Genomic DNA, 17,012 nt, shown 5'->3' with positions numbered 1-17,012 from the left:
GTTGTGGTCTAGACATTAGGCCATGAGCCATGACCGCAACCTGCTTGTTTTGGCCGCCTTCAACGGGGCCATGGCCGTGGCGCTCGGCGCCTTCGCCGCCCACGGCGCCGGTCCGGCGATCAAGAGCCTGCTGACCACGGGCGCCCAGTATCAGATGGTCCACGCCGTCCTGGCGGTCGTCTGCGCGACCTGGGCCGCGGGCGGCAAGATCGCGCGGATCGCCGGCTGGCTGGCGGCGAGCGGCGGGCTGATCTTCTGCCTGGCCCTGGCCATGATCGGTCTGCTCAGCCTGCCCGTCATGGGGACCGTCGCCCCTGTCGGCGGAACCCTGATGATCGCCGGATGGATCGTGCTGGCCGTCGCCGCGTTCCGCTCACACATCGTCAACGCCTGACCGGCCAATCTGAAAACCCCTCATTTCTGACATGGCGTTTCCCTTGACCGACACCCCCCGCCGCGACCTCTATCCCGAGTTGGAATCCAATGCCTCGGGTTGGATGCAGACCGACAGCGTCCACGAGATCTATTACGAGGAAAGCGGCAACCCGCACGGCGTGCCAGTCATCGTCCTGCACGGCGGCCCCGGCGGGGCGGTCAATCCGGGGATGCGCCGCTACTTCGATCCGGCCAAGTACCGCATCGTCATGTTCGACCAGCGCGGCTGCGGCCTGTCGCGGCCCAACGCCTCGCTGGAAAACAACACCACCTGGGACCTGGTCGCCGACATCGAGCGCCTGCGCGAGATGCTGGGCATCGACAAATGGGTCGTCTTTGGCGGCTCGTGGGGGTCGACCCTGTCGATGACCTACGCCATCAAGCATCCGGACCGCTGCCGGGCCCTGGTCCTGCGCGGCATCTTCCTGCTGACGAAGAAGGAGCTGCACTGGTTCTATCAGGACGGCGCCTCGATGATCTTCCCCGACGCCTGGGAACGCTTCGTCGCCCCCATCCCCGAGGCCGAGCGCGGCGACCTGATGGCCGCTTACAACAAGCGCCTGCTCGGCGACGACATCGCCGAGCGCAATCGCTGCGCCGTGGCATGGTCCAGCTGGGAAGGCGAAACCGTCAGCGTCCAGGGCCCTTCAGGCAAGCCGGACAAGTTCGCCGAGCCCGAGTTCGCCGTGGCCTTCGCCCGGATCGAGAACTGGTACTTCACCAACGGCGGGTTCTTCGACAGCGAGCACTGGATCCTCGAGAACATCGACACCATCCGCCATATCCCCTGCTGGATCGCGCAAGGGCGCTTTGACGTGGTGACGCCGATCTCGGGCGCCTGGGCCCTGCACCGCGCCTGGCCCGAGGCCAAGCTGGACATCGTCGGCGACGCCGGCCACGCCTCCAGCGAGCCGGGCATCATCGACAGCCTGATCAAGGGCACGGACTGGGCGGCGACGCTTTAGATCGTCGCACCGCCTTCCTCGTCGTCCCGGAAAGGGCGCAGCCCTTATCCGGGAGCGCCGGAAGCACAGCCGCCTGACCTCGGCTAATGGCAAACCGCCGCGTCCTTGGCGGTCCCGGCTCGGCGCGGCTTGCGCCGCTTGGCCGGGATGACGGTTCTATGCGGCCGGCTGCGGATTGGTCTTCATAACCATTTCATTGAGCTGGAAGCCGATGCGGCGGGCCTCGCGCTCCTCGGGCTTCTTGATCGCAGCCAGGACCACGTTGAGCTGGGTGTAGTGCTGGATCAGGCGCACCGGCTTGCCGTCGGCGTTGCGCCCAAAGAAGATGATCAGGTCCGGGCCCCAGAAACCGACATCGACGATCTGCATCGTGCCTTCGCCCGGCAGGCCGACCACGCGGGCGCCGATCTCCTCGTCCTTGTCCAGCTTGGCCTCGAACTCCTCGATCAGCTTGGACAGGCGCACAAAGGCCCATTCGGCCGGATTGTTGCGCATCCTCACGCCCTCGGCCAGGGCCGCCGCCTCGTTCTTGGGATCGGCCATGACCGGCTGCGGACAGGGCGTGTCGCCGCAGTCCGAGAACATCGAGGGATCGGCTTTAGGGATGGCGTCGGGTTCGGGCGCTTTGTCGGTCATGGCCTTAGCCTAACGCCTGAAACCGCGATCAGAACAGCCCCTGGCCCTTCGGCAGTTCGACGTAGCGGTGCACATGGGTCGACAGGATCAGGCCAAAACCGATCATCACCGTCATCATCGTCGAACCGCCGTAGGACAGCAGCGGCATGGGCACGCCCACGACCGGCGCCAAGCCCATGACCATGGCCCCGTTGATCAGGATGAAGATGGCCAGAAAGGCGGTCATGCCCGCCGCGCTGATCCGGCCGAAATGGCTGTGCGACAGCGAGGCGATCCGCAGCGAGATCAGGATCAGGGCCAGATAGCAGGCCAGAACGGTAAAGGAGCCCAGGAAGCCGAACTCCTCGGACACGGTCGAGAAGATGAAGTCGGTGTGGCGTTCCGGCAGGAACTCCAGCTGGCTCTGGCTGCCCAGCCCGTAACCCTTGCCCAGCAGCCCGCCCGAGCCCAGGGCGATCTTGGACTGGATGATGTTGTAGCCCGTGCCGGAGGGATCGGCCTCGGGGTTCAGGAAGGTCAGGACCCGGTTGCGCTGATAGTCGTGCATGACGAACATGACGAAGGGCGGAATGATCGCCACGGCCGCCGCGGCGCCCGCCGCGATCACGCGCCAGCTCAGGCCCGCCATGAACATGACGGCCGCGCCGGTCAGGCCGATCACCATGGCCGAGCCCAGGTCCGGCTGCTTGGCCACCAGCAGGAAGGGTACGCCGATCATGCCCGCCGGGATCAGCAGCTTCCACGACCAGCGGGCGTCCTGAGCCGAGTGGCCGTGGTACCAGCGCGCCAAGGCCAGGACGAGGCCGATCTTGACGAACTCGGCCGGCTGAATGCGGATGAAGCCCAGGTTCAGCCAGTTCTTGGCGCCGCCCGCCGTATAGCCCAGCGGTGTGAACTCGATCATCAGCACCAGCAGCAGCAGGACGCCATAAACGGGATAGGCCGCGTGGAACCACCATTTCGGGTGGACCATGGCCAGGCCGATCATGGCGACCAGCAGGACGCCGAAACGCAGCAGATGCTTCCAAGCCCACGGCGACCAGCTGCCGCCCGCGATCGAATACAGCATGGCCGTGCCGATGCCGGCCAGGACGCACAGCAGGCCGATGACCCGCCAGTCCAGTTCGGCCAGCTTGCTGGAGATCCGGTCGCGTTCACCGGGACGGGACAGGGCGGAGGCGGTCACTGTACAGGCTCCGGCGGCGGGGCGGCTTGGTCAACGATCGGCGCCTCGACCGTCAGCCCGTCAATGGGCTCTCCGCGGGCCTCGGCCTCGCGAGCGCCGGCGTCTTCAGGGGCTTCGAAGCCCGCCTGTTCGATACGAGCGCGGATCTCGGGGTCTTTGAGCAGGGCCACCTTCATCACTTCACGCGCACGCGGCGCGCCGGCCGTGCCTCCGCCCAAACCGCCGTGCTGCACGATCACGGAGACGGCGTAGCGGGGATTGTCGGTCGGGGCGTAGGCGATGAAGAGATTGTGGTCCTTCTGGGCCCAGGGGCGCCCCGCCCCTTTGCGCGATCCCGCGCCGTAGTTCTGCGCCTGGGCCGTGCCGGTCTTGCCGGCCATGCGCACGGCGCCCAGCCCCAGCTGGCTGTTGCGGAAGCCGGTGCCGCCCACGTCGGTCACCGCCTCCATGCCGTCGCGCAGCACCTGCAGCATGGCGGCGTCGAACGGCAGGTCCGCGAAGTCCGTTCCGGCCGTCTGCTCGACGCCGCCGATCGACTTGATCAGGCGCGGCGTCACCGCCTTCCGCCCATTGGCGATGCGGGCCGTATAGACCGCGAGCTGCAGGGCGTTGACGTTCAACGCGCCCTGTCCGATGCCATAGCTGGGCGTCTCGCCCGGATACCACTTGCCGTCGCCGCGCACGGGATTGCGCCGCCGCCATTCGCGGTCCGGCACCAGCCCCGCCTTTTGTCCCGTCAGGCCGATGTCGAAGGTCTGACCAAAGCCCATTTCACGCGCGGTTTCGGCGATGGCGTCGGGGCCGAACTCGGTCGCCACGGTCATGAAGTAGACGTTGCAAGACGCCTTGATGGCGCCACGCATGTCCAGCGCCCCGTGCCGTCCCAGGCAGGCGAAACGACGTCCGAGGAAGAAGCTGCCGTTGCAGACCACGCGGCGGTTCGGGTCCCAGCCCCGCTTCATCGCCGCCAGCCCCACGACCGGCTTGAACGTCGAGCCCGGCGCGAAGGTGCCGCCCAGGGCCTTGTCCAGCAGCGGCCGCCGTTCATAATCGGCCAGCGCCCGATAGATCTTCGACGGAACGCCCGACACGAACAGATTGGGATCGAACGACGGCGACGAGACCATGGCCAGGATGTCGCCGTTGCGCACATCCATGACCACGCAGCTGCCCGCTTCCTCGCCGAACACTTCCAGGGCACGGTTCTGGACGTCGTTGTCCAGGGTCAGCATGACCTCGGCGCCCTGAACAGGGGGCTTTGACCCGGCGACATCCTCGGCCACGACCCGGCCGCGCGCGTCCACCTCGACCCGCTTGCCGCCGGCCTCGCCGCGCAGGTCGGTGTCCAGGGCCTTCTCGATGCCCTGGCGACCGATACGAAAGCCCGGATTGAACAGGATGGAGGGCGGCTGTTCGCCCCTGTCGCGGATCGCCTTGACGTCGCGGTCCGACACCTTGGCCACATAGCCGATCACATGGGCGTAGGCGCCGCCGAACGGATAGTAGCGGGCCTCGTTCATATCAGCCATGACGCCGGGAAGCTCGGCCGCGTGCAGATTGACCTTGGAGAACTCCTCCCAGGTCAGGTCGGCCTTGACCGGCACCGGCGAAAAGCGCGGCGCGGCGTTGATCTCACGGATCAAGGTCCGGCGACGCTCCAAGGTGTCCGGCAGCAACTGACCCAACAGGTCCAGGGTCTGGTCCAGATCCTTGGTCTCGTCACGCACGACCAAGACGCGGAAGCTGGGCCGGTTTCCCGCCACGACCACGCCGTTGCGGTCCTTGATCAGGCCGCGCGGCGGCGGGACCAGGCGGAAGTTGAACTGGTTGTTGGTGGCGAGGGTGGCGTATTCCTCGGCCTTGACGATCTGCAACTGCGCCAGGCGACCGACCAGGGCCACCGTCCCCAGCGCCATGCCCCCGCCCAGCAGGAAGGTGCGCCGCAGGAAAGACCCCTGCCGCTCATTGACGTCCGAAAAGAAGATATGAGGTTCGCTGCTCATCGGAACCGCACGTCGGCGTCGTCAAACCGCTGGATCAACCAATCGGCCAGAGGGAAGAGCAGCAGCGTCGGCACGACCTGACCCAGAACCGCGAGGATGCTCGGTGCATTCCCCAGGCTCAAGGTAGTGATGATGTAGGCCAGCAAGAAGGCGAAGCCCGTCGAGGCGGCGTAAAGGGCAAACAGGACGATGGTCGCCTGCCCCGCCATGAAGTTCGAGGCCAGCAGGACGGCGCCATAGACGGCCATAAGGCTCAGCGCCCACAGGCCCATGGGGGCGCCCCAGAACAGATCCAGGAACAGCCCCAGGCCGAACAGGACCGCCGGCGCCAACATCGAGGGCCGGATCAGCGGCCAGGCGAAGGCGAGGACGATGGGGAAGACGGGCTCGGGCAGGTTCAGACCGAACAGCCGGAAGGGAACGGCCAACAGCACTGTCGCCGCTATGGCGATCAGCGCCGGATAGACGATCCATTGCAGCGGGCCGACGACGCGGACCGTGATCGCCCGTCTCACTCTGCCGCTCCCGCAGGGGTCGCCGCGGCGTCAGGCGTGACGGCGGGCTGAACCGACGCGGGCGCCGTCGGCCGAGGCGTGGCCGGACGCGGTTGGGGCGTCGCCGGGCGCGTAGCTGCGGGACGGGTCGTCGTCGCAGGAGCCGTTGACGTCGGGGCCGGCGCAGCAGCTACGGGGGCGGGCGGCGGCGCGGCGTTGGCGGCGCGGACGCGCTCGGCGGTCGCCGCCGCTGCAGCGGCCCGGCGCGTAGCCACGTCCTGGATGGCGGCGGCCTGGGCCGGGGTCGGCGGCGGCGCGGCGGCCAGGCTGGCCAGCGGCGGCGCGTTCAGAGCGTTCTGGTCGGCCAGTTGACCGAAGTCCTGGAACAGAAGGACGCGGACATAGTCGATGGCCGTACGGTCGCTGAACAGCTTGACCCGCCAGGTCCCGTCCACGCCTTTGGCGGCCACGCCGATGGGCAGGCCGCGCGGGAAACCGCCGCCGTCGCCCGAGGTCATGATGCGGTCGCCTTCCTTGATCGACCCGGCGCCGCGCACATAGTCCAGACGCGGGCTGCCGCTGCCGTCGCCGGTCAGCATGGCGCGAGCGTCGGTGCGCTCGACCAGAACCGGCGTGCGCGAGGCCACGTCGGTGAGCAGCAGCATACGACTGTTGCCCCCCGAAACGCCCATGATACGGCCGACCAGGCCGTGCTCGCTCAACACCGGATTCCCGACGCGGATGCCCTTGGCGGCGCCGATGTTCAGCAGGCGCGACCGGGCGAAGGGCCCGCGCGCGTCGGTGATGGCCAGGCCCGTGACCATGGGGATCGGCGGCTCGGTCTTGACGCCGAGCATCTGTTCATAGCGGCCATTGATGTTCTTCAGCGCCAGCGCCTCGTCGCGCCAGGCGCTCAGCTCGACCACCTGCTGACGCAGCCGCCGGTTCTCAGACACGGCGAAGAAGTAGCCCTTGACGTAGTCGACGACGTTGCCGGTCCAACGGACGGGCGCGGACAGTCCGGCGCCGACCGGAGCCGCGCCGGCCTCGAAAGCCGCCCGCGCGGGGGCGTATCCGTCAACGTCCTGAGCGCCCCGGCGGTCGCCAAGCAGAAGCATGGCCGCGCCGATCAGGCCGACAATGACCACGACCGCCGCCGTCCAGGCCAGCGGCACCTTGATGGTCTCGAACGGTCCGTCGCGAAACGCCACGGCCAGCCTTCCTACCTAGAGATCCGGGACCGGCGAAGTCTGCTCCGCCGATGGTGAGAGCCTATCGCAAAAACCGATTCCCGAAGAACCCGGTCCCTACGACAGGCTGATCAGCCTCAGAGCGAGGACTCGAGGACGCCCTTCATCCACGACGGGTGCTCCAGCACCTTGCCACAGCCGATGGCGACGCAGGACAGCGGATCGTCAGCGACCTGGACCGGCAGGCCGGTATGATCGCGGATCTCGACATCCAGACCGCGCAGCAGGGCGCCGCCGCCCGTCAGCATAATGCCCTTGTCGGCAATGTCGGCGGCCAGTTCCGGCGGGGTGGCTTCCAGCGCGACCTTGACGGCCTCGACGATCTGCGAGACCGGCTCGGCCAGGGCCTCGGCGGCCTGACGCTCGCTCATCTTCACTTCGCGCGGCACGCCCTGCATCAGGTCGCGACCCTTGACCTCGATCGACAGGCCTTCGCCGTCGGCCGGGATGCGGGCGGTGCCGATGTCCTTCTTGATGCGCTCGGCGGTCGTTTCGCCGATCAGCAGGTTATGGTTGCGGCGCATGTAGCTGATGATGGCGTCATCCATCATGTCGCCGCCGACGCGGACCGAACGCGAATAGACGATGCCCGACAGCGACAGGACGGCCACTTCGGTCGTGCCGCCGCCGATGTCGACGACCATCGAGCCGGTCGGCTCGTGGATCGGCAGGCCGGCGCCGATCGCGGCGGCCATGGGCTCGTCGATCAGACCGACGCGGCGGGCCGAGGCGTTCAGGCAGGAATCATTGATGGCGCGGCGCTCGACGGCCGTGGCGCCCGAGGGGACGCAGACGATCATCTTGGGGTTCACGAAGCCCTTGCGGTTATGAACCTTGCGGATGAAGTGCTTGATCATCTCCTCGGCGACTTCGAAGTCGGCGATGACCCCGTCGCGCATCGGACGGATGGCTTCCATGTGGCCGGGCGTGCGGCCCAGCATCTGCTTGGCTTCCAGGCCGACGGCGTGGACGATCTTGCGGCCGCCGACGTTGCGCAGGGCGACAACCGACGGCTCGTTCAGGACGATGCCCTTGCCACGCATGTAGATCAGGGTGTTGGCCGTCCCCAGATCCATCGCGATGTCGTTGGAGATCATGCCGAAGAGGGGTGAAAGCATGGGCGTAGGTTACCGCTTGTTCGGGCCTGCTAGGGCGTGAGTCTTGTTCGTCCGCTCTGGCGACGCCCCTGCCCCGCGCACCCGTGTGCACAGCGCTGTCCTGATCGTCCTCGCCTGGCCGACTACAGGCCCGTTTGCCCTCATGCCGCGTCGATTGCAAGCGCCTATGACTCGTCGATCACAGCCTTGTCACGGCAAGGCTTGAAAGCCTGTCCGCTCAAGCTTTTTCGGCCCCGCTTGCCGGTCGCACCCTCGGGTCCCGGACACGGCCCGCTCGTTGAACGCCGAAAGGCCGCTTCAACGGCCGAGAAGCGGCTCGCCTCACGCCGATGTCAGTCCGCGCGCGCCGCCTCCCGACGCTTCACGATCTCGCGTACCGCCAGCATAAGCCCCAGCCAGACGACGGCGACACCCGCCAGGATCAACGAGGTCCACACCCCGTCGCCGGACACCGCCGCCATGAAGGATCCGCCGAAGAAGGCGACGAGAGCGGTCTTGGGCAGAACCCCCAGGGCGCAGCCCGCCAGATAGCCCGGGAAGGACGCCCGCACCGCCCCGAACGCCATGTTGACGACGATGAAGGGCGCCGAGGGCACGTTGCGAATGATGAAGCTGGCGGAAAAAGCGTTGCGTCCGACGAAGCGCTGCAGCCGCTCCGTCACTCCGCCGCCGAAACGCTCCAGCGCCCGCGCCGTGGGGCCGCGCCCCAGCCAGTAGGTGACGGCCGCCGAGGCTACGGTCGCGATCCAGCTGTACAGGAAACCGAACCACGGCCCGAAGGCCACCACGCAGGCGGCGATCAGGATGAACTGCGGTATGCCGACGAAGGCCGACAGGGTGAAGACGATGATGGCCGCAGCCAGACCCCAGGGCCCGACGCGATAGCCGGCCAGCCAGGCCTCCAGCTTCTCTTCGGCGCCGAGCGTGAAGTGCGCCTTGCCGAAGGCGAACAGGGCGATGATTCCCGCCAGAAGCAGCAGGCTGACCAGCAGGGTTCGCCACCGCTGGGCTTCCATATTCAGCAGAAAATCGACGATCCGCCGCATAAATTTCGCCCAAATCGCCTTTTGATCGTCCGCAGGACGCACAAACGTTGTGCGCCCGCGCCGGGTTGCGTATCAAGCCTCGCCTCCCCGGCTCTCACCACATCCACCAGACGGGATAGACATGTCCAGCCTTCAGTCCGCCTCTCTCGCCCGCGTCAAGCCTTCGGCCACCCTGGCCGTGACTGCTCAGGCGCGCGAGCTGAAACGCCAGGGACGCGACGTCATCGGTCTGGGCGCCGGCGAGCCGGACTTCGACACCCCCGACAACATCAAGGCCGCCGCCATCGAGGCCATCCACCGCGGCGAGACCAAGTACACCGACGCCGACGGCATGCCGGAGCTTAAGGCGGCCATCGTCGCCAAGTTCGCGCGCGAAAACGGCCTGAAGTACGAAACCAATCAGATCCACGTCGCCTCAGGCGGCAAGCCGGTGATCTACAACGCCTTGGTGGCCACCCTGAACCCCGGCGACGAGGTCATCGTGCCCGCCCCCTACTGGGTCTCTTACCCGGACATGGTGCTGCTGGCCGGCGGCGAGCCCGTCACCGTGATCGGCGAGGAAGCCGACGGCTTCAAGCTGCGCCCTGAGGTTCTGGACGCCGCCATCACGCCCAAGACCAAGTGGCTGATCCTCAACTCGCCGTCGAACCCGACCGGCGCCGCCTATACCCGCGCCGAGCTGGAAGCCCTGGCCGTGGTGCTGCGCCAGCACCCGCAGGTCTGGATTCTGACCGACGACATGTACGAGCACCTCGTCTATGGCAACTTCGAATACGTCACCATCGCCCAGGTCGCGCCCGACCTCTACGACCGCACCCTGACCTGCAACGGCGTGTCCAAGGCCTATGCCATGACCGGCTGGCGCATTGGCTATGCGGGCGGCCCCAAGCCGCTGATCGACCTGATGCGCAAGGTGGCCAGCCAGACGACGTCGAACCCGTCGTCGATCAGCCAATGGGCCGCCGTCGAGGCCCTGAACGGGCCGCAGGACTTCCTGACCGAACGCGCCGGCGCCTTCGAGAAGCGCCGCGATCTGGTGGTGTCCATGCTGAACCAGGCCACGGGCATCCGCTGCCCGACGCCGGAAGGCGCCTTCTACGTCTATCCCTCGATCGAGGGCCTGATCGGCAAGACGACGGAATCGGGCGTGGTCATCACCGACGACGAGGTCTTCACCGCCGAACTGCTGAACCAGGAAGGCGTGGCCGTGGTCCAGGGCGCCGCCTTCGGCCTCAGCCCCTATTTCCGCATCAGCTACGCCACCTCGGAAGCCGTGCTGGAAGAAGGCTGCCGCCGTATCCAGAAGTTCTGCGCCTCGCTGAAATAGGCATTCCTCATAGAGCGGCGGTCGCGTCTCTGGCGCGATCGTCGCGAGAGGCGTAGCGTTCGAAGATCGTCGATACTCGATCCTTCGGAGGCTAGTCTCATGAAGCGTTTGACGACAGCCAGCGCCCTGGCGCTGACCGCCGCCCTGACTGCGCCCGCCCTCGCCGCCGCCCAGTCCCAGCCCACCACCGGCCCGGTCGCCACCTACTGGATGACCGCCCAGACCAGCAGCGGCCTGCCCGGCATGGGCGGCGCCGGCGGTCGCGGGTTCAACCCCATGGCGATGATGTCCGGCGGCGGCGTCCACAAGTCGCTGACGCTGCAGCTTCAATCCAGCCGCACCACGGCCTCGCCCCACGCCGAGCACCTGCCGCCCGCCGCCCTGGGCGTCGGCCCCAGCCTGCCGCTGATCACGCCGGACATGCCCGAACGTGGACCCGATTACGACCGCGACGCGCCGCAGGACTACGGCGGCTCGTTGCGGATGCTGATCTATCACGGCTGCGGCGAGGCGACCGGCGCCGGCCAACCCGTCGTGATCGAACTGTCTCGCAACAGCGGCAGCCAGTTCGGCGCCCTTGCGAACAACATCCGCCTGTCCTCGCCCACGCCGCCCTCGCCCGGCTCGGGCCGCACCTACGGCGACTGGCCCAACAGCCGCGACAGCCAGACCGTGCCGCCTGACGGCTCCCTGGTCGGCGAGCACAAGGTTCAGGGCGACTACACCCCCGACATAGCCTTCAGCCTGAACGGCGATCAGGACTTCCTGGCCCCGCTGCAACTGACGGGCGTCGGGCCGAACGACGGCTCGGGCCTGGGCTGGCAGATCGTGCCGAACGCGCGCGGCTACTTCGCCCTGACCATGGGCGCGAACGAGGCCGGCGACGTCGTCATCTGGAGCTCCAGCGACATCGCCATCTCGCCCGGCATGATCCCCGACTTCCTGTCGCCCGGCAATCTGGACCGGCTGATCGCGCAGAAGGTGGTTCTGCCCGCCACGACCACGCGCTGCCCGATCCCCGGCGCCGTCCTGGCCGCCGCGCCCCAGGCCATGGTGAAGGTCACGGCCTTTGGCGGCGAGGCCGACTTCACCTATCCGCCGCGCCCGGCCAACCGGCGCGAGGCCTGGAACATCGAGCACGTGGTCAAGGTGCGCTACGGCTCGACCACCACGACCATGCTGGGCGTGGACATGTCGGACATGGACATGGGCGACGGGGCCGATGGCGCGCGCGCTCAGGACCGCAGTGTTCCCACGCCGCCGACCGTGGGCGCCGCCGCGCGTTCTCTTCTGAGGGGGCTAGGCGGGCTGCGGCGTCGAAACTAGGCCGCGCGGCTGACCGCGAAGTCGGCCAGGTCTTCCAGCGCCGAGCGCCAGTCGCTGGCCGGCAGCACCGACAGCGCCGCCTTGGCCCGGTCGGCATAGTCGCCGGCGGCGTCCAGCGTCGCCTCGACCGCGCCCGTGCCCAGGATCAGTTCACGCGCCCGGTTGAAGTCCTCGGGCGTGCGCTCGCCCTTGGTGATGACGCGGTCCCAGAACAGGTCTTCCTTGCCCTTGGTGCGCTGGACGGCCAGCAGCAGCGGCAGGGTGGCCTTGCCCTCGTTAAAGTCGTCGCCGGCGTTCTTGCCAAGCGTCGCGGTGTCGCTGCCGTAGTCCAGGGCGTCGTCGGCCAGTTGGAAGGCGATTCCCAGGGCCATGCCGTAGTCGCGCAGCGCCTTGACCTGTTCCTCGGTCGCGCCGGCGCCCACCGCGCCTGACTCGGCGGCGGCGGCGAACAGTTCGGCGGTCTTGGCGCGGATGATCTGCAGATAGGTGTCCTGATCCAGGTTCAGGTCGTGGGCGCGCGTCAGTTGCAGCACCTCGCCCTCGGCGATCACACTGGACGCCGTCGCCAGAATACCCAGAGCACGCAAGGAATCGGTTTCGACCATCAGCTCAAAGGCCCGCGCGAACAGGAAGTCGCCGACCAGCACCGACGAGGCCGCGCCCCAGATCAGGTGCGCCGCCACCTTGCCGCGTCGCATCTCAGAGCTGTCGACGATATCGTCATGCAACAGGGTGGCGGTGTGGATGAACTCGACCGAGGCCGCCAGCTTCTTGGGTCCCTCGATCTCGCCTGTGGCGCCGATGGCGCGTGCAGCGGCGACGGTCAGCAGGGGGCGCAGACGCTTGCCGCCCGCCGAGACCAGATGCTCGGCCAACAGCGGGATCACCGGCACGTCGGACTGCATCCGGGCGATGATCAGGGCGTCGATCGCCGCCATGTCGTCCTTTGCCAGACGAACAAGAGCGTCCACATCGCCCTTGGGGCGGGGAGCGGCGACGAGAGCTGCGTCCACGAAAATCTCTTTCAACTCAGGGGGCGAAGGGGAAGATTCGCCCGGAAATCACTCGCATCCGCTTGCCCGAACGCGATGCGGCGCACAATGGTGGCGGCGTCATGATGGGTCAAGCCGGGTCAGCCCTTACTGTCGCCGCCGAAGTTGCGGAATCCGCCCTGCTGGGCGGACGTGTCCGCCTGCGCCAGCCGGTGAAGGGTTATCGCGCCGGTATGGACGCGGCCCTGTTGGCCGCCGCCGTCGAGGCCAAGCCGGGCGAGCGCCTGATCGAGGCGGGCTGCGGCGCGGGCGCTGTGCTGATGCAAGTGGCCGCCCGTCGCCCCGGCGTGATCCTGGCCGGGCTGGAGCGCGATGCGACCGCCGCCGGACTGGCCCGCGAAAACGCCTCCCTGAACGGCGTCGATGACCGCGCCACCATTCTCAGCGGCGATGTGGCGCAGGGGTTTCGCGCCCTGGACCTGCCGGCGTTCGACTGGGCGGTCAGCAACCCGCCCTTCTTCGACGACCCCGGCGCGCTGCGGGTGCCCGCTCCCGGCAAGCAGGGCGCATGGATGGCCGACGACGGGCTGAAGGCCTGGACGGGCTTTCTGCTGAAGGCCGTCCGCGAGGGCGGCAAGATCGTGGTCATCCACCGCGCCGACCGCCTGGCCGACCTGCTGGCCCTGCTGGGCGAGAAGGCCGGTTCCTTCGCCATCCGCCCCATCCAGCCCTACGCCGACCAACCCGCCAAGCGGGTGCTGGTCCAAGCCATCAAGACCGGCAAGGCGCCGCTGCGCCTGCTGCCGCCCCTGGTCCTGCACGACCGCACCGACGCCAAGCACAGCCCTGAGGCCGAGGCGATTCTGCGCGGGGAATCTGCGCTCCCCTTCTGACCCCCGAAGCCGCTCATCCCGGCGAAGGCCGGGATCCAGATTGTATGTCGCGACCTGAAGAAAACCGGGCTCCCGTCGCGCCTTCATGAAAGGTCATCGGCGTTTGCATCTGAATCCCGGCCTTCGCCGGGATGAGCGGGTTTACTGGCAACGCCCTCCCCAAACCGGCGACGGAGCGGTATGGAACCGCCATGTCCCTGCGCCCCCTCTTCCCTACCCAGGTTTATGAAGCCTCGCTGGCCGAAACCGCCGCCTGGCCCGAACTGCATGAGGAAATCCTCGACCTCTGCCTGGTCATGGCCGAGGAGGACGAGGCCGGGATCGAATGGTGCAAGGCCAATCATTATCCGGGCTACACCTCCTACGGCTCGATCAACGACCTGCCGCACCGCTTCCCCGAGTTCGCCGAGCTGAAGAAGCTGCTCGACAAGCACGCCGCCACCTACGCCAAGGCCCTGCACTTCGATCTGGCGCGCAAGCCCAAGCTGGACAATCTGTGGGTCAATGTCCTGATGCCCGGCGGCGGCCACACCGGCCACATCCACCCCCACGCCATCATTTCCGGCACCATCTATATCCACGTCCCCGACGGCGCCTCGTCGCTGAAGATCGAGGATCCGCGCCTGGTCATGATGATGGCCCGCCCCGGCCTGACCGCCGAGGCCAGCGAGGCCGAGAAACCCTTCGTCTATCTGAAGCCGGCCTCGGGCACGATCCTGATGTGGGAAAGCTGGCTGCGCCACGAGGTCCCGGCCAACCGCGCCGAGGAACAGCGCATCTCGATCAGCTTCAACTACGCCTGATCGCCCTTTCAACGCCGCATTTGCCCTGAAGTCTGCCCTTCTGGTGAAGCTTGAGGGGGGGGGCTCCATGCGGGCATTGGGACTGGCGACGATTCTGGTAGCGGCGAGCCTCGCCGCTGGCTGCGGCGAACGGGCAGACGCCCAAACCACCGCCGGATCCGCCGCCGAGGGCGCGCCCTATGTGCTGACGGGCACCCAGGTCTGGAGCGTGCCCGATCCGGTGTCGGGCCGCGACTACGAGGTCTTCGTCAGCCTGCCCGCCAGCTATGAGGCCCAGCCCAACCGCCGCTATCCGGTCCTCTATGTCACCGACGCCGACTACGCCTTCCCCATCATTCGCCAGATCGCCCGGCGGGTGAATCTGGATGGTCCGGTCATCGAGGAGTTCATCCTGGTCGGTCTGTCCTACGCGGTGGGAGAAGGCGGCATGAGCAGCCGCACCCGCGACTACACCCCCGTCCGTATCAATGATCGCACGGGCGGCGGCGCGGCCTATCAGGCCTATCTGAAGACTCAGGCTCTGCCCTTCATTGAAAACCGCTTCCGGGCGGACCCCGCGCGCCGCATCCTGCTGGGCCATTCCTATGGCGGGCTGCTGGGGGCGCAGATCCTGTTCAGCGAACCGGAACTGTTCGATGGCTATATTCTGGGCAGTCCGTCCTTCTGGTTCGGCGATCACGCCATGATGCAGACTGAAGCTGACTACGCCCGCGCGCACACGGACCTTCCGGCGCGGGTCCATATGTATATCGGCGAGTACGAGTTTCCGGGGTCCGGTCGCCTCAACACCCGCTATGACATGGTCGGAGACAACGCTCGTTTCGAGAAGCGCCTCCGGTCGCGCGGCTATCAGGGCCTGACCTTGACCAGCGAAGTGTTGAACGAGGAGGACCACCTGACGGTCGCGCCACGCGGCTTCACACGCGCCCTGATGGCGGTCCTGCCCGCCAAGCCCTAGTTTCGCTCGAACACTGCGTCCTGACCAGCGAGGCGGGGCGACCGTCGGCATCCAGTTTGAACACGACGCCTTCGCCTCGGAACGGAGTCAGTTCGACGCGGAGGCCCTCCGGCTCGGTCAGGTAGTCGGCCAGCACCTGCTGCACGCCGATGGCGACGGACAGACGCTCGCCCGTTTCGCGGATCGTCAGGGTTCCATAGGCCGGGTTGACGTAGTCCCCGACGTAGGACGCGTTCGGCAGCGACAGGGTGCGGGGTCGCTTGCCCCGCGCCTCCACGGCGCCCGTGATGCCTGTGCGGCGGCGGTCGCGCTCGACGACCAGGGCGTCGAGCCTGGCGTCATAGACGGCGTCGATGTCGGGCAGACCGGCGAACCAGTCATAGGCGTAGTTGGCGACCACATCGGCCAGATCGCCGGCGAAGGCGTCTTCGTTGACCATGACGGCCACGCCCAGACGCCGCTGCGGCATAAAGGAGACATGGGCGCGCGAGCCCGAGAAGTTGCCGAAGTGGTGGATCAGCACGTCGTCGCCATACCGCCCCACCTGCCAGCCCAGACCATAGCCGGTGCGGACATAGGGGCCGAAGGTCGCCTCCTGCCCCACCCGCGACACGTGGGTCGAGGCGACCAGCCCCGCCGGCAAGACCTGGCGCCCGCCGACACGGCCGTCGTTGATCTGCGCCTCGAGCCACAGGGCCATGTCGTGCGCGGTCGAGATCAGCCCGCCCGCCGACTGCATCGTCGCGTCGGTCTTCTGCAGGGGCGACCGCTCGGGCTGGCTGGGGATCCGTCCGAAATGTCCGACGGCGACCACCGCCCCCGACGCACGGGCCTCGTCGATGCGCGCGGTCGTGGCGGTCATGCCCAGCGGCGTCAGCACCTCGTCCTCGACCATCTCGCGCCAGTCCCGCCCCCAGCGGCGCTCCGCCAGCAAGGTGGCCAGGTTGTAGCCCGCGTTGGCATAGACGAAATGGCCATAGGGAGTGTCGCGCGGTCGCGTCTCCGCCGTCAGCCGCCACAGGACCTCGGGCGTCCAGTCGCCGGAATAGGCGAGGCGGAAGGCGATCGGGGCGTTGTCCACGCCCGAGCGGTGGCTGAGCAAGTCGGTCAGGGTGATCCGGGCGGCGATGTCCGACGGGACGCCGGACGGCGGCGCCCAATCGGCAAGGGGCGCGTCCAGATCCACCTCGCCTCGGTGCGCCATGGCGGCGAACGACAGAGCGGTGAAGCTCTTGGTGGCCGAGGCGATGTAGAATTGGGTGTCCGTCGTGACGGCTGCGCCCGTCGCCACGTCCGCCACGCCGAAACCCGCCGCATGAACCAGCCCGTCCCGGTCGACCACGGCGACGGCCAGACCGGGCGCCGCCTCGACCCGCTGCATCGCCCGGCTGGCAAAGGCGTCCATCGCCGCGCCGAAGGCCGCGCGGTCCTGCGCGCTCGCCCCGCCCGCCGTGCCGGCCAGCGTCCCCGCCAACAGCACTCCCATCGCCAGTGATTTCATAAACGCCGCTCCCCTGCCCTCAACGGGCTGACGGGTAGAGGCCGCGAGCGGGCGGAACGGATGCAGCGCCTTCAAACCG

General features: G+C 67.9%; 16 protein-coding genes. 7 read left to right on the top strand and 9 right to left on the bottom strand.

The features are described 5' to 3' along the window. The first annotated feature begins 22 nt into the window (after positions 1-22). Together ACFYLW_RS04015 and pip are read left to right on the top strand one after the other, a co-directional pair. On the top strand, positions 23-394 hold the full coding sequence (locus ACFYLW_RS04015; protein ID WP_390182895.1) for a DUF423 domain-containing protein: 372 nt from the start codon (positions 23-25) through the stop codon (positions 392-394). Between the two features lie 31 nt (positions 395-425). Further along, positions 426-1,400 carry a prolyl aminopeptidase gene (pip, locus tag ACFYLW_RS04010; protein ID WP_312065475.1) on the top strand — a complete coding sequence of 325 codons (975 nt, stop codon included), beginning with the start codon at positions 426-428 and terminating at the stop codon, positions 1,398-1,400. A 156-nt stretch (positions 1,401-1,556) separates the two neighbouring features. Here the strand turns inward: pip and ACFYLW_RS04005 are convergent, their stop codons facing one another. The 7 genes from ACFYLW_RS04005 to ACFYLW_RS03975 form a co-directional block, all read right to left on the bottom strand. After that, a complete protein-coding gene (locus ACFYLW_RS04005) occupies positions 1,557-2,036 on the bottom strand; it encodes a DUF6173 family protein (protein ID WP_292082459.1) in 480 nt (159 codons plus the stop codon). A 28-nt stretch (positions 2,037-2,064) separates the two neighbouring features. Then, complete coding sequence (gene rodA, locus ACFYLW_RS04000; RefSeq protein WP_292082458.1) at positions 2,065-3,222, bottom strand: rod shape-determining protein RodA; 1,158 nt, start codon at positions 3,220-3,222, stop codon at positions 2,065-2,067. Continuing rightward, positions 3,219-5,225: a penicillin-binding protein 2 gene (gene mrdA, locus ACFYLW_RS03995; RefSeq protein ID WP_312065474.1), complete on the bottom strand. Its 2,007-nt coding sequence runs from the start codon at positions 5,223-5,225 to the stop codon at positions 3,219-3,221. The genes rodA and mrdA overlap by 4 nt, the downstream gene beginning before the upstream one ends. After that, positions 5,222-5,740, bottom strand: a complete 519-nt coding sequence (locus ACFYLW_RS03990; RefSeq protein WP_312065473.1) for a hypothetical protein — start codon at positions 5,738-5,740, stop codon at positions 5,222-5,224. The genes mrdA and ACFYLW_RS03990 overlap by 4 nt, the downstream gene beginning before the upstream one ends. After that, positions 5,737-6,930, bottom strand: a complete 1,194-nt coding sequence (gene mreC, locus ACFYLW_RS03985) for a rod shape-determining protein MreC (protein ID WP_390182894.1) — start codon at positions 6,928-6,930, stop codon at positions 5,737-5,739. The genes ACFYLW_RS03990 and mreC overlap by 4 nt, the downstream gene beginning before the upstream one ends. Positions 6,931-7,046: 116 nt before the next feature. Beyond that, on the bottom strand, positions 7,047-8,087 hold the full coding sequence (locus ACFYLW_RS03980) for a rod shape-determining protein (protein ID WP_292082454.1): 1,041 nt from the start codon (positions 8,085-8,087) through the stop codon (positions 7,047-7,049). Between the two features lie 332 nt (positions 8,088-8,419). After that, positions 8,420-9,133, bottom strand: coding sequence for a VTT domain-containing protein (locus ACFYLW_RS03975; protein WP_312062382.1), 714 nt, complete (start codon positions 9,131-9,133; stop codon positions 8,420-8,422). A 121-nt stretch (positions 9,134-9,254) separates the two neighbouring features. Between ACFYLW_RS03975 and ACFYLW_RS03970 the strand changes: the two genes are divergently transcribed. Both ACFYLW_RS03970 and ACFYLW_RS03965 read left to right on the top strand, forming a co-directional pair. Further along, positions 9,255-10,460 carry a pyridoxal phosphate-dependent aminotransferase gene (locus tag ACFYLW_RS03970; protein WP_312062380.1) on the top strand — a complete coding sequence of 402 codons (1,206 nt, stop codon included), beginning with the start codon at positions 9,255-9,257 and terminating at the stop codon, positions 10,458-10,460. A 99-nt stretch (positions 10,461-10,559) separates the two neighbouring features. Continuing rightward, complete coding sequence (locus ACFYLW_RS03965; RefSeq protein ID WP_312062378.1) at positions 10,560-11,786, top strand: hypothetical protein; 1,227 nt, start codon at positions 10,560-10,562, stop codon at positions 11,784-11,786. On the opposite strand, the gene ACFYLW_RS03960 is transcribed toward ACFYLW_RS03965, so the two are convergent. Continuing rightward, the gene (locus ACFYLW_RS03960; protein ID WP_312062389.1) at positions 11,783-12,757 is read right to left on the bottom strand and encodes a polyprenyl synthetase family protein; all 975 of its coding nucleotides are present in this window, start codon (positions 12,755-12,757) and stop codon (positions 11,783-11,785) included. The two genes, ACFYLW_RS03965 and ACFYLW_RS03960, sit on opposite strands and share 4 nt — an antisense overlap. Positions 12,758-12,900: 143 nt before the next feature. On the opposite strand from ACFYLW_RS03960, the gene ACFYLW_RS03955 reads away from it, so the two are divergent. The 3 genes from ACFYLW_RS03955 (at position 12,901) to ACFYLW_RS03945 (ending at position 15,432) form a co-directional block, all read left to right on the top strand. After that, entirely contained in the window at positions 12,901-13,671 is a 771-nt protein-coding gene (locus tag ACFYLW_RS03955) for a tRNA1(Val) (adenine(37)-N6)-methyltransferase (protein WP_390182893.1), read from the top strand. 191 nt (positions 13,672-13,862) lie between these two features. Next, complete coding sequence (locus ACFYLW_RS03950) at positions 13,863-14,474, top strand: TIGR02466 family protein (RefSeq protein ID WP_312062376.1); 612 nt, start codon at positions 13,863-13,865, stop codon at positions 14,472-14,474. A gap of 67 nt (positions 14,475-14,541) precedes the next feature. Continuing rightward, a complete protein-coding gene (locus ACFYLW_RS03945) occupies positions 14,542-15,432 on the top strand; it encodes an alpha/beta hydrolase-fold protein (protein WP_312062375.1) in 891 nt (296 codons plus the stop codon). On the opposite strand, the gene ACFYLW_RS03940 is transcribed toward ACFYLW_RS03945, so the two are convergent. Continuing rightward, entirely contained in the window at positions 15,392-16,933 is a 1,542-nt protein-coding gene (locus ACFYLW_RS03940; protein ID WP_312062374.1) for a serine hydrolase, read from the bottom strand. The genes ACFYLW_RS03945 and ACFYLW_RS03940 overlap by 41 nt on opposite strands. Between the last annotated feature and the right edge of the window lie 79 nt (positions 16,934-17,012).

The organism is Brevundimonas sp. NPDC007368 (genome assembly GCF_042869015.1).
Taxonomy (GTDB): Bacteria; Pseudomonadota; Alphaproteobacteria; order Caulobacterales; family Caulobacteraceae; genus Brevundimonas.
Note: the sequence above shows the minus strand (reverse complement) of the source record. Positions and strands in the feature narration are given on the sequence as shown.

What these genes read in the sequence shown, in the direction of transcription:
- ACFYLW_RS04015 (WP_390182895.1), top strand. Translation starts at nt 23, where the DNA reads ATGAGCCATGACCGCAACCTGCTTGTTTTGGCCGCCTTCAACGGGGCC.
- pip (WP_312065475.1), top strand. Translation starts at nt 426, where the DNA reads ATGGCGTTTCCCTTGACCGACACCCCCCGCCGCGACCTCTATCCCGAG.
- ACFYLW_RS04005 (WP_292082459.1), bottom strand. Translation starts at nt 2,036, where the DNA reads ATGACCGACAAAGCGCCCGAACCCGACGCCATCCCTAAAGCCGATCCC.
- mrdA (WP_312065474.1), bottom strand. Translation starts at nt 5,225, where the DNA reads ATGAGCAGCGAACCTCATATCTTCTTTTCGGACGTCAATGAGCGGCAG.
- ACFYLW_RS03980 (WP_292082454.1), bottom strand. Translation starts at nt 8,087, where the DNA reads ATGCTTTCACCCCTCTTCGGCATGATCTCCAACGACATCGCGATGGAT.
- ACFYLW_RS03975 (WP_312062382.1), bottom strand. Translation starts at nt 9,133, where the DNA reads ATGCGGCGGATCGTCGATTTTCTGCTGAATATGGAAGCCCAGCGGTGG.
- ACFYLW_RS03970 (WP_312062380.1), top strand. Translation starts at nt 9,255, where the DNA reads ATGTCCAGCCTTCAGTCCGCCTCTCTCGCCCGCGTCAAGCCTTCGGCC.
- ACFYLW_RS03965 (WP_312062378.1), top strand. Translation starts at nt 10,560, where the DNA reads ATGAAGCGTTTGACGACAGCCAGCGCCCTGGCGCTGACCGCCGCCCTG.
- ACFYLW_RS03955 (WP_390182893.1), top strand. Translation starts at nt 12,901, where the DNA reads ATGATGGGTCAAGCCGGGTCAGCCCTTACTGTCGCCGCCGAAGTTGCG.
- ACFYLW_RS03950 (WP_312062376.1), top strand. Translation starts at nt 13,863, where the DNA reads ATGTCCCTGCGCCCCCTCTTCCCTACCCAGGTTTATGAAGCCTCGCTG.
- ACFYLW_RS03945 (WP_312062375.1), top strand. Translation starts at nt 14,542, where the DNA reads ATGCGGGCATTGGGACTGGCGACGATTCTGGTAGCGGCGAGCCTCGCC.
- ACFYLW_RS03940 (WP_312062374.1), bottom strand. Translation starts at nt 16,933, where the DNA reads ATGAAATCACTGGCGATGGGAGTGCTGTTGGCGGGGACGCTGGCCGGC.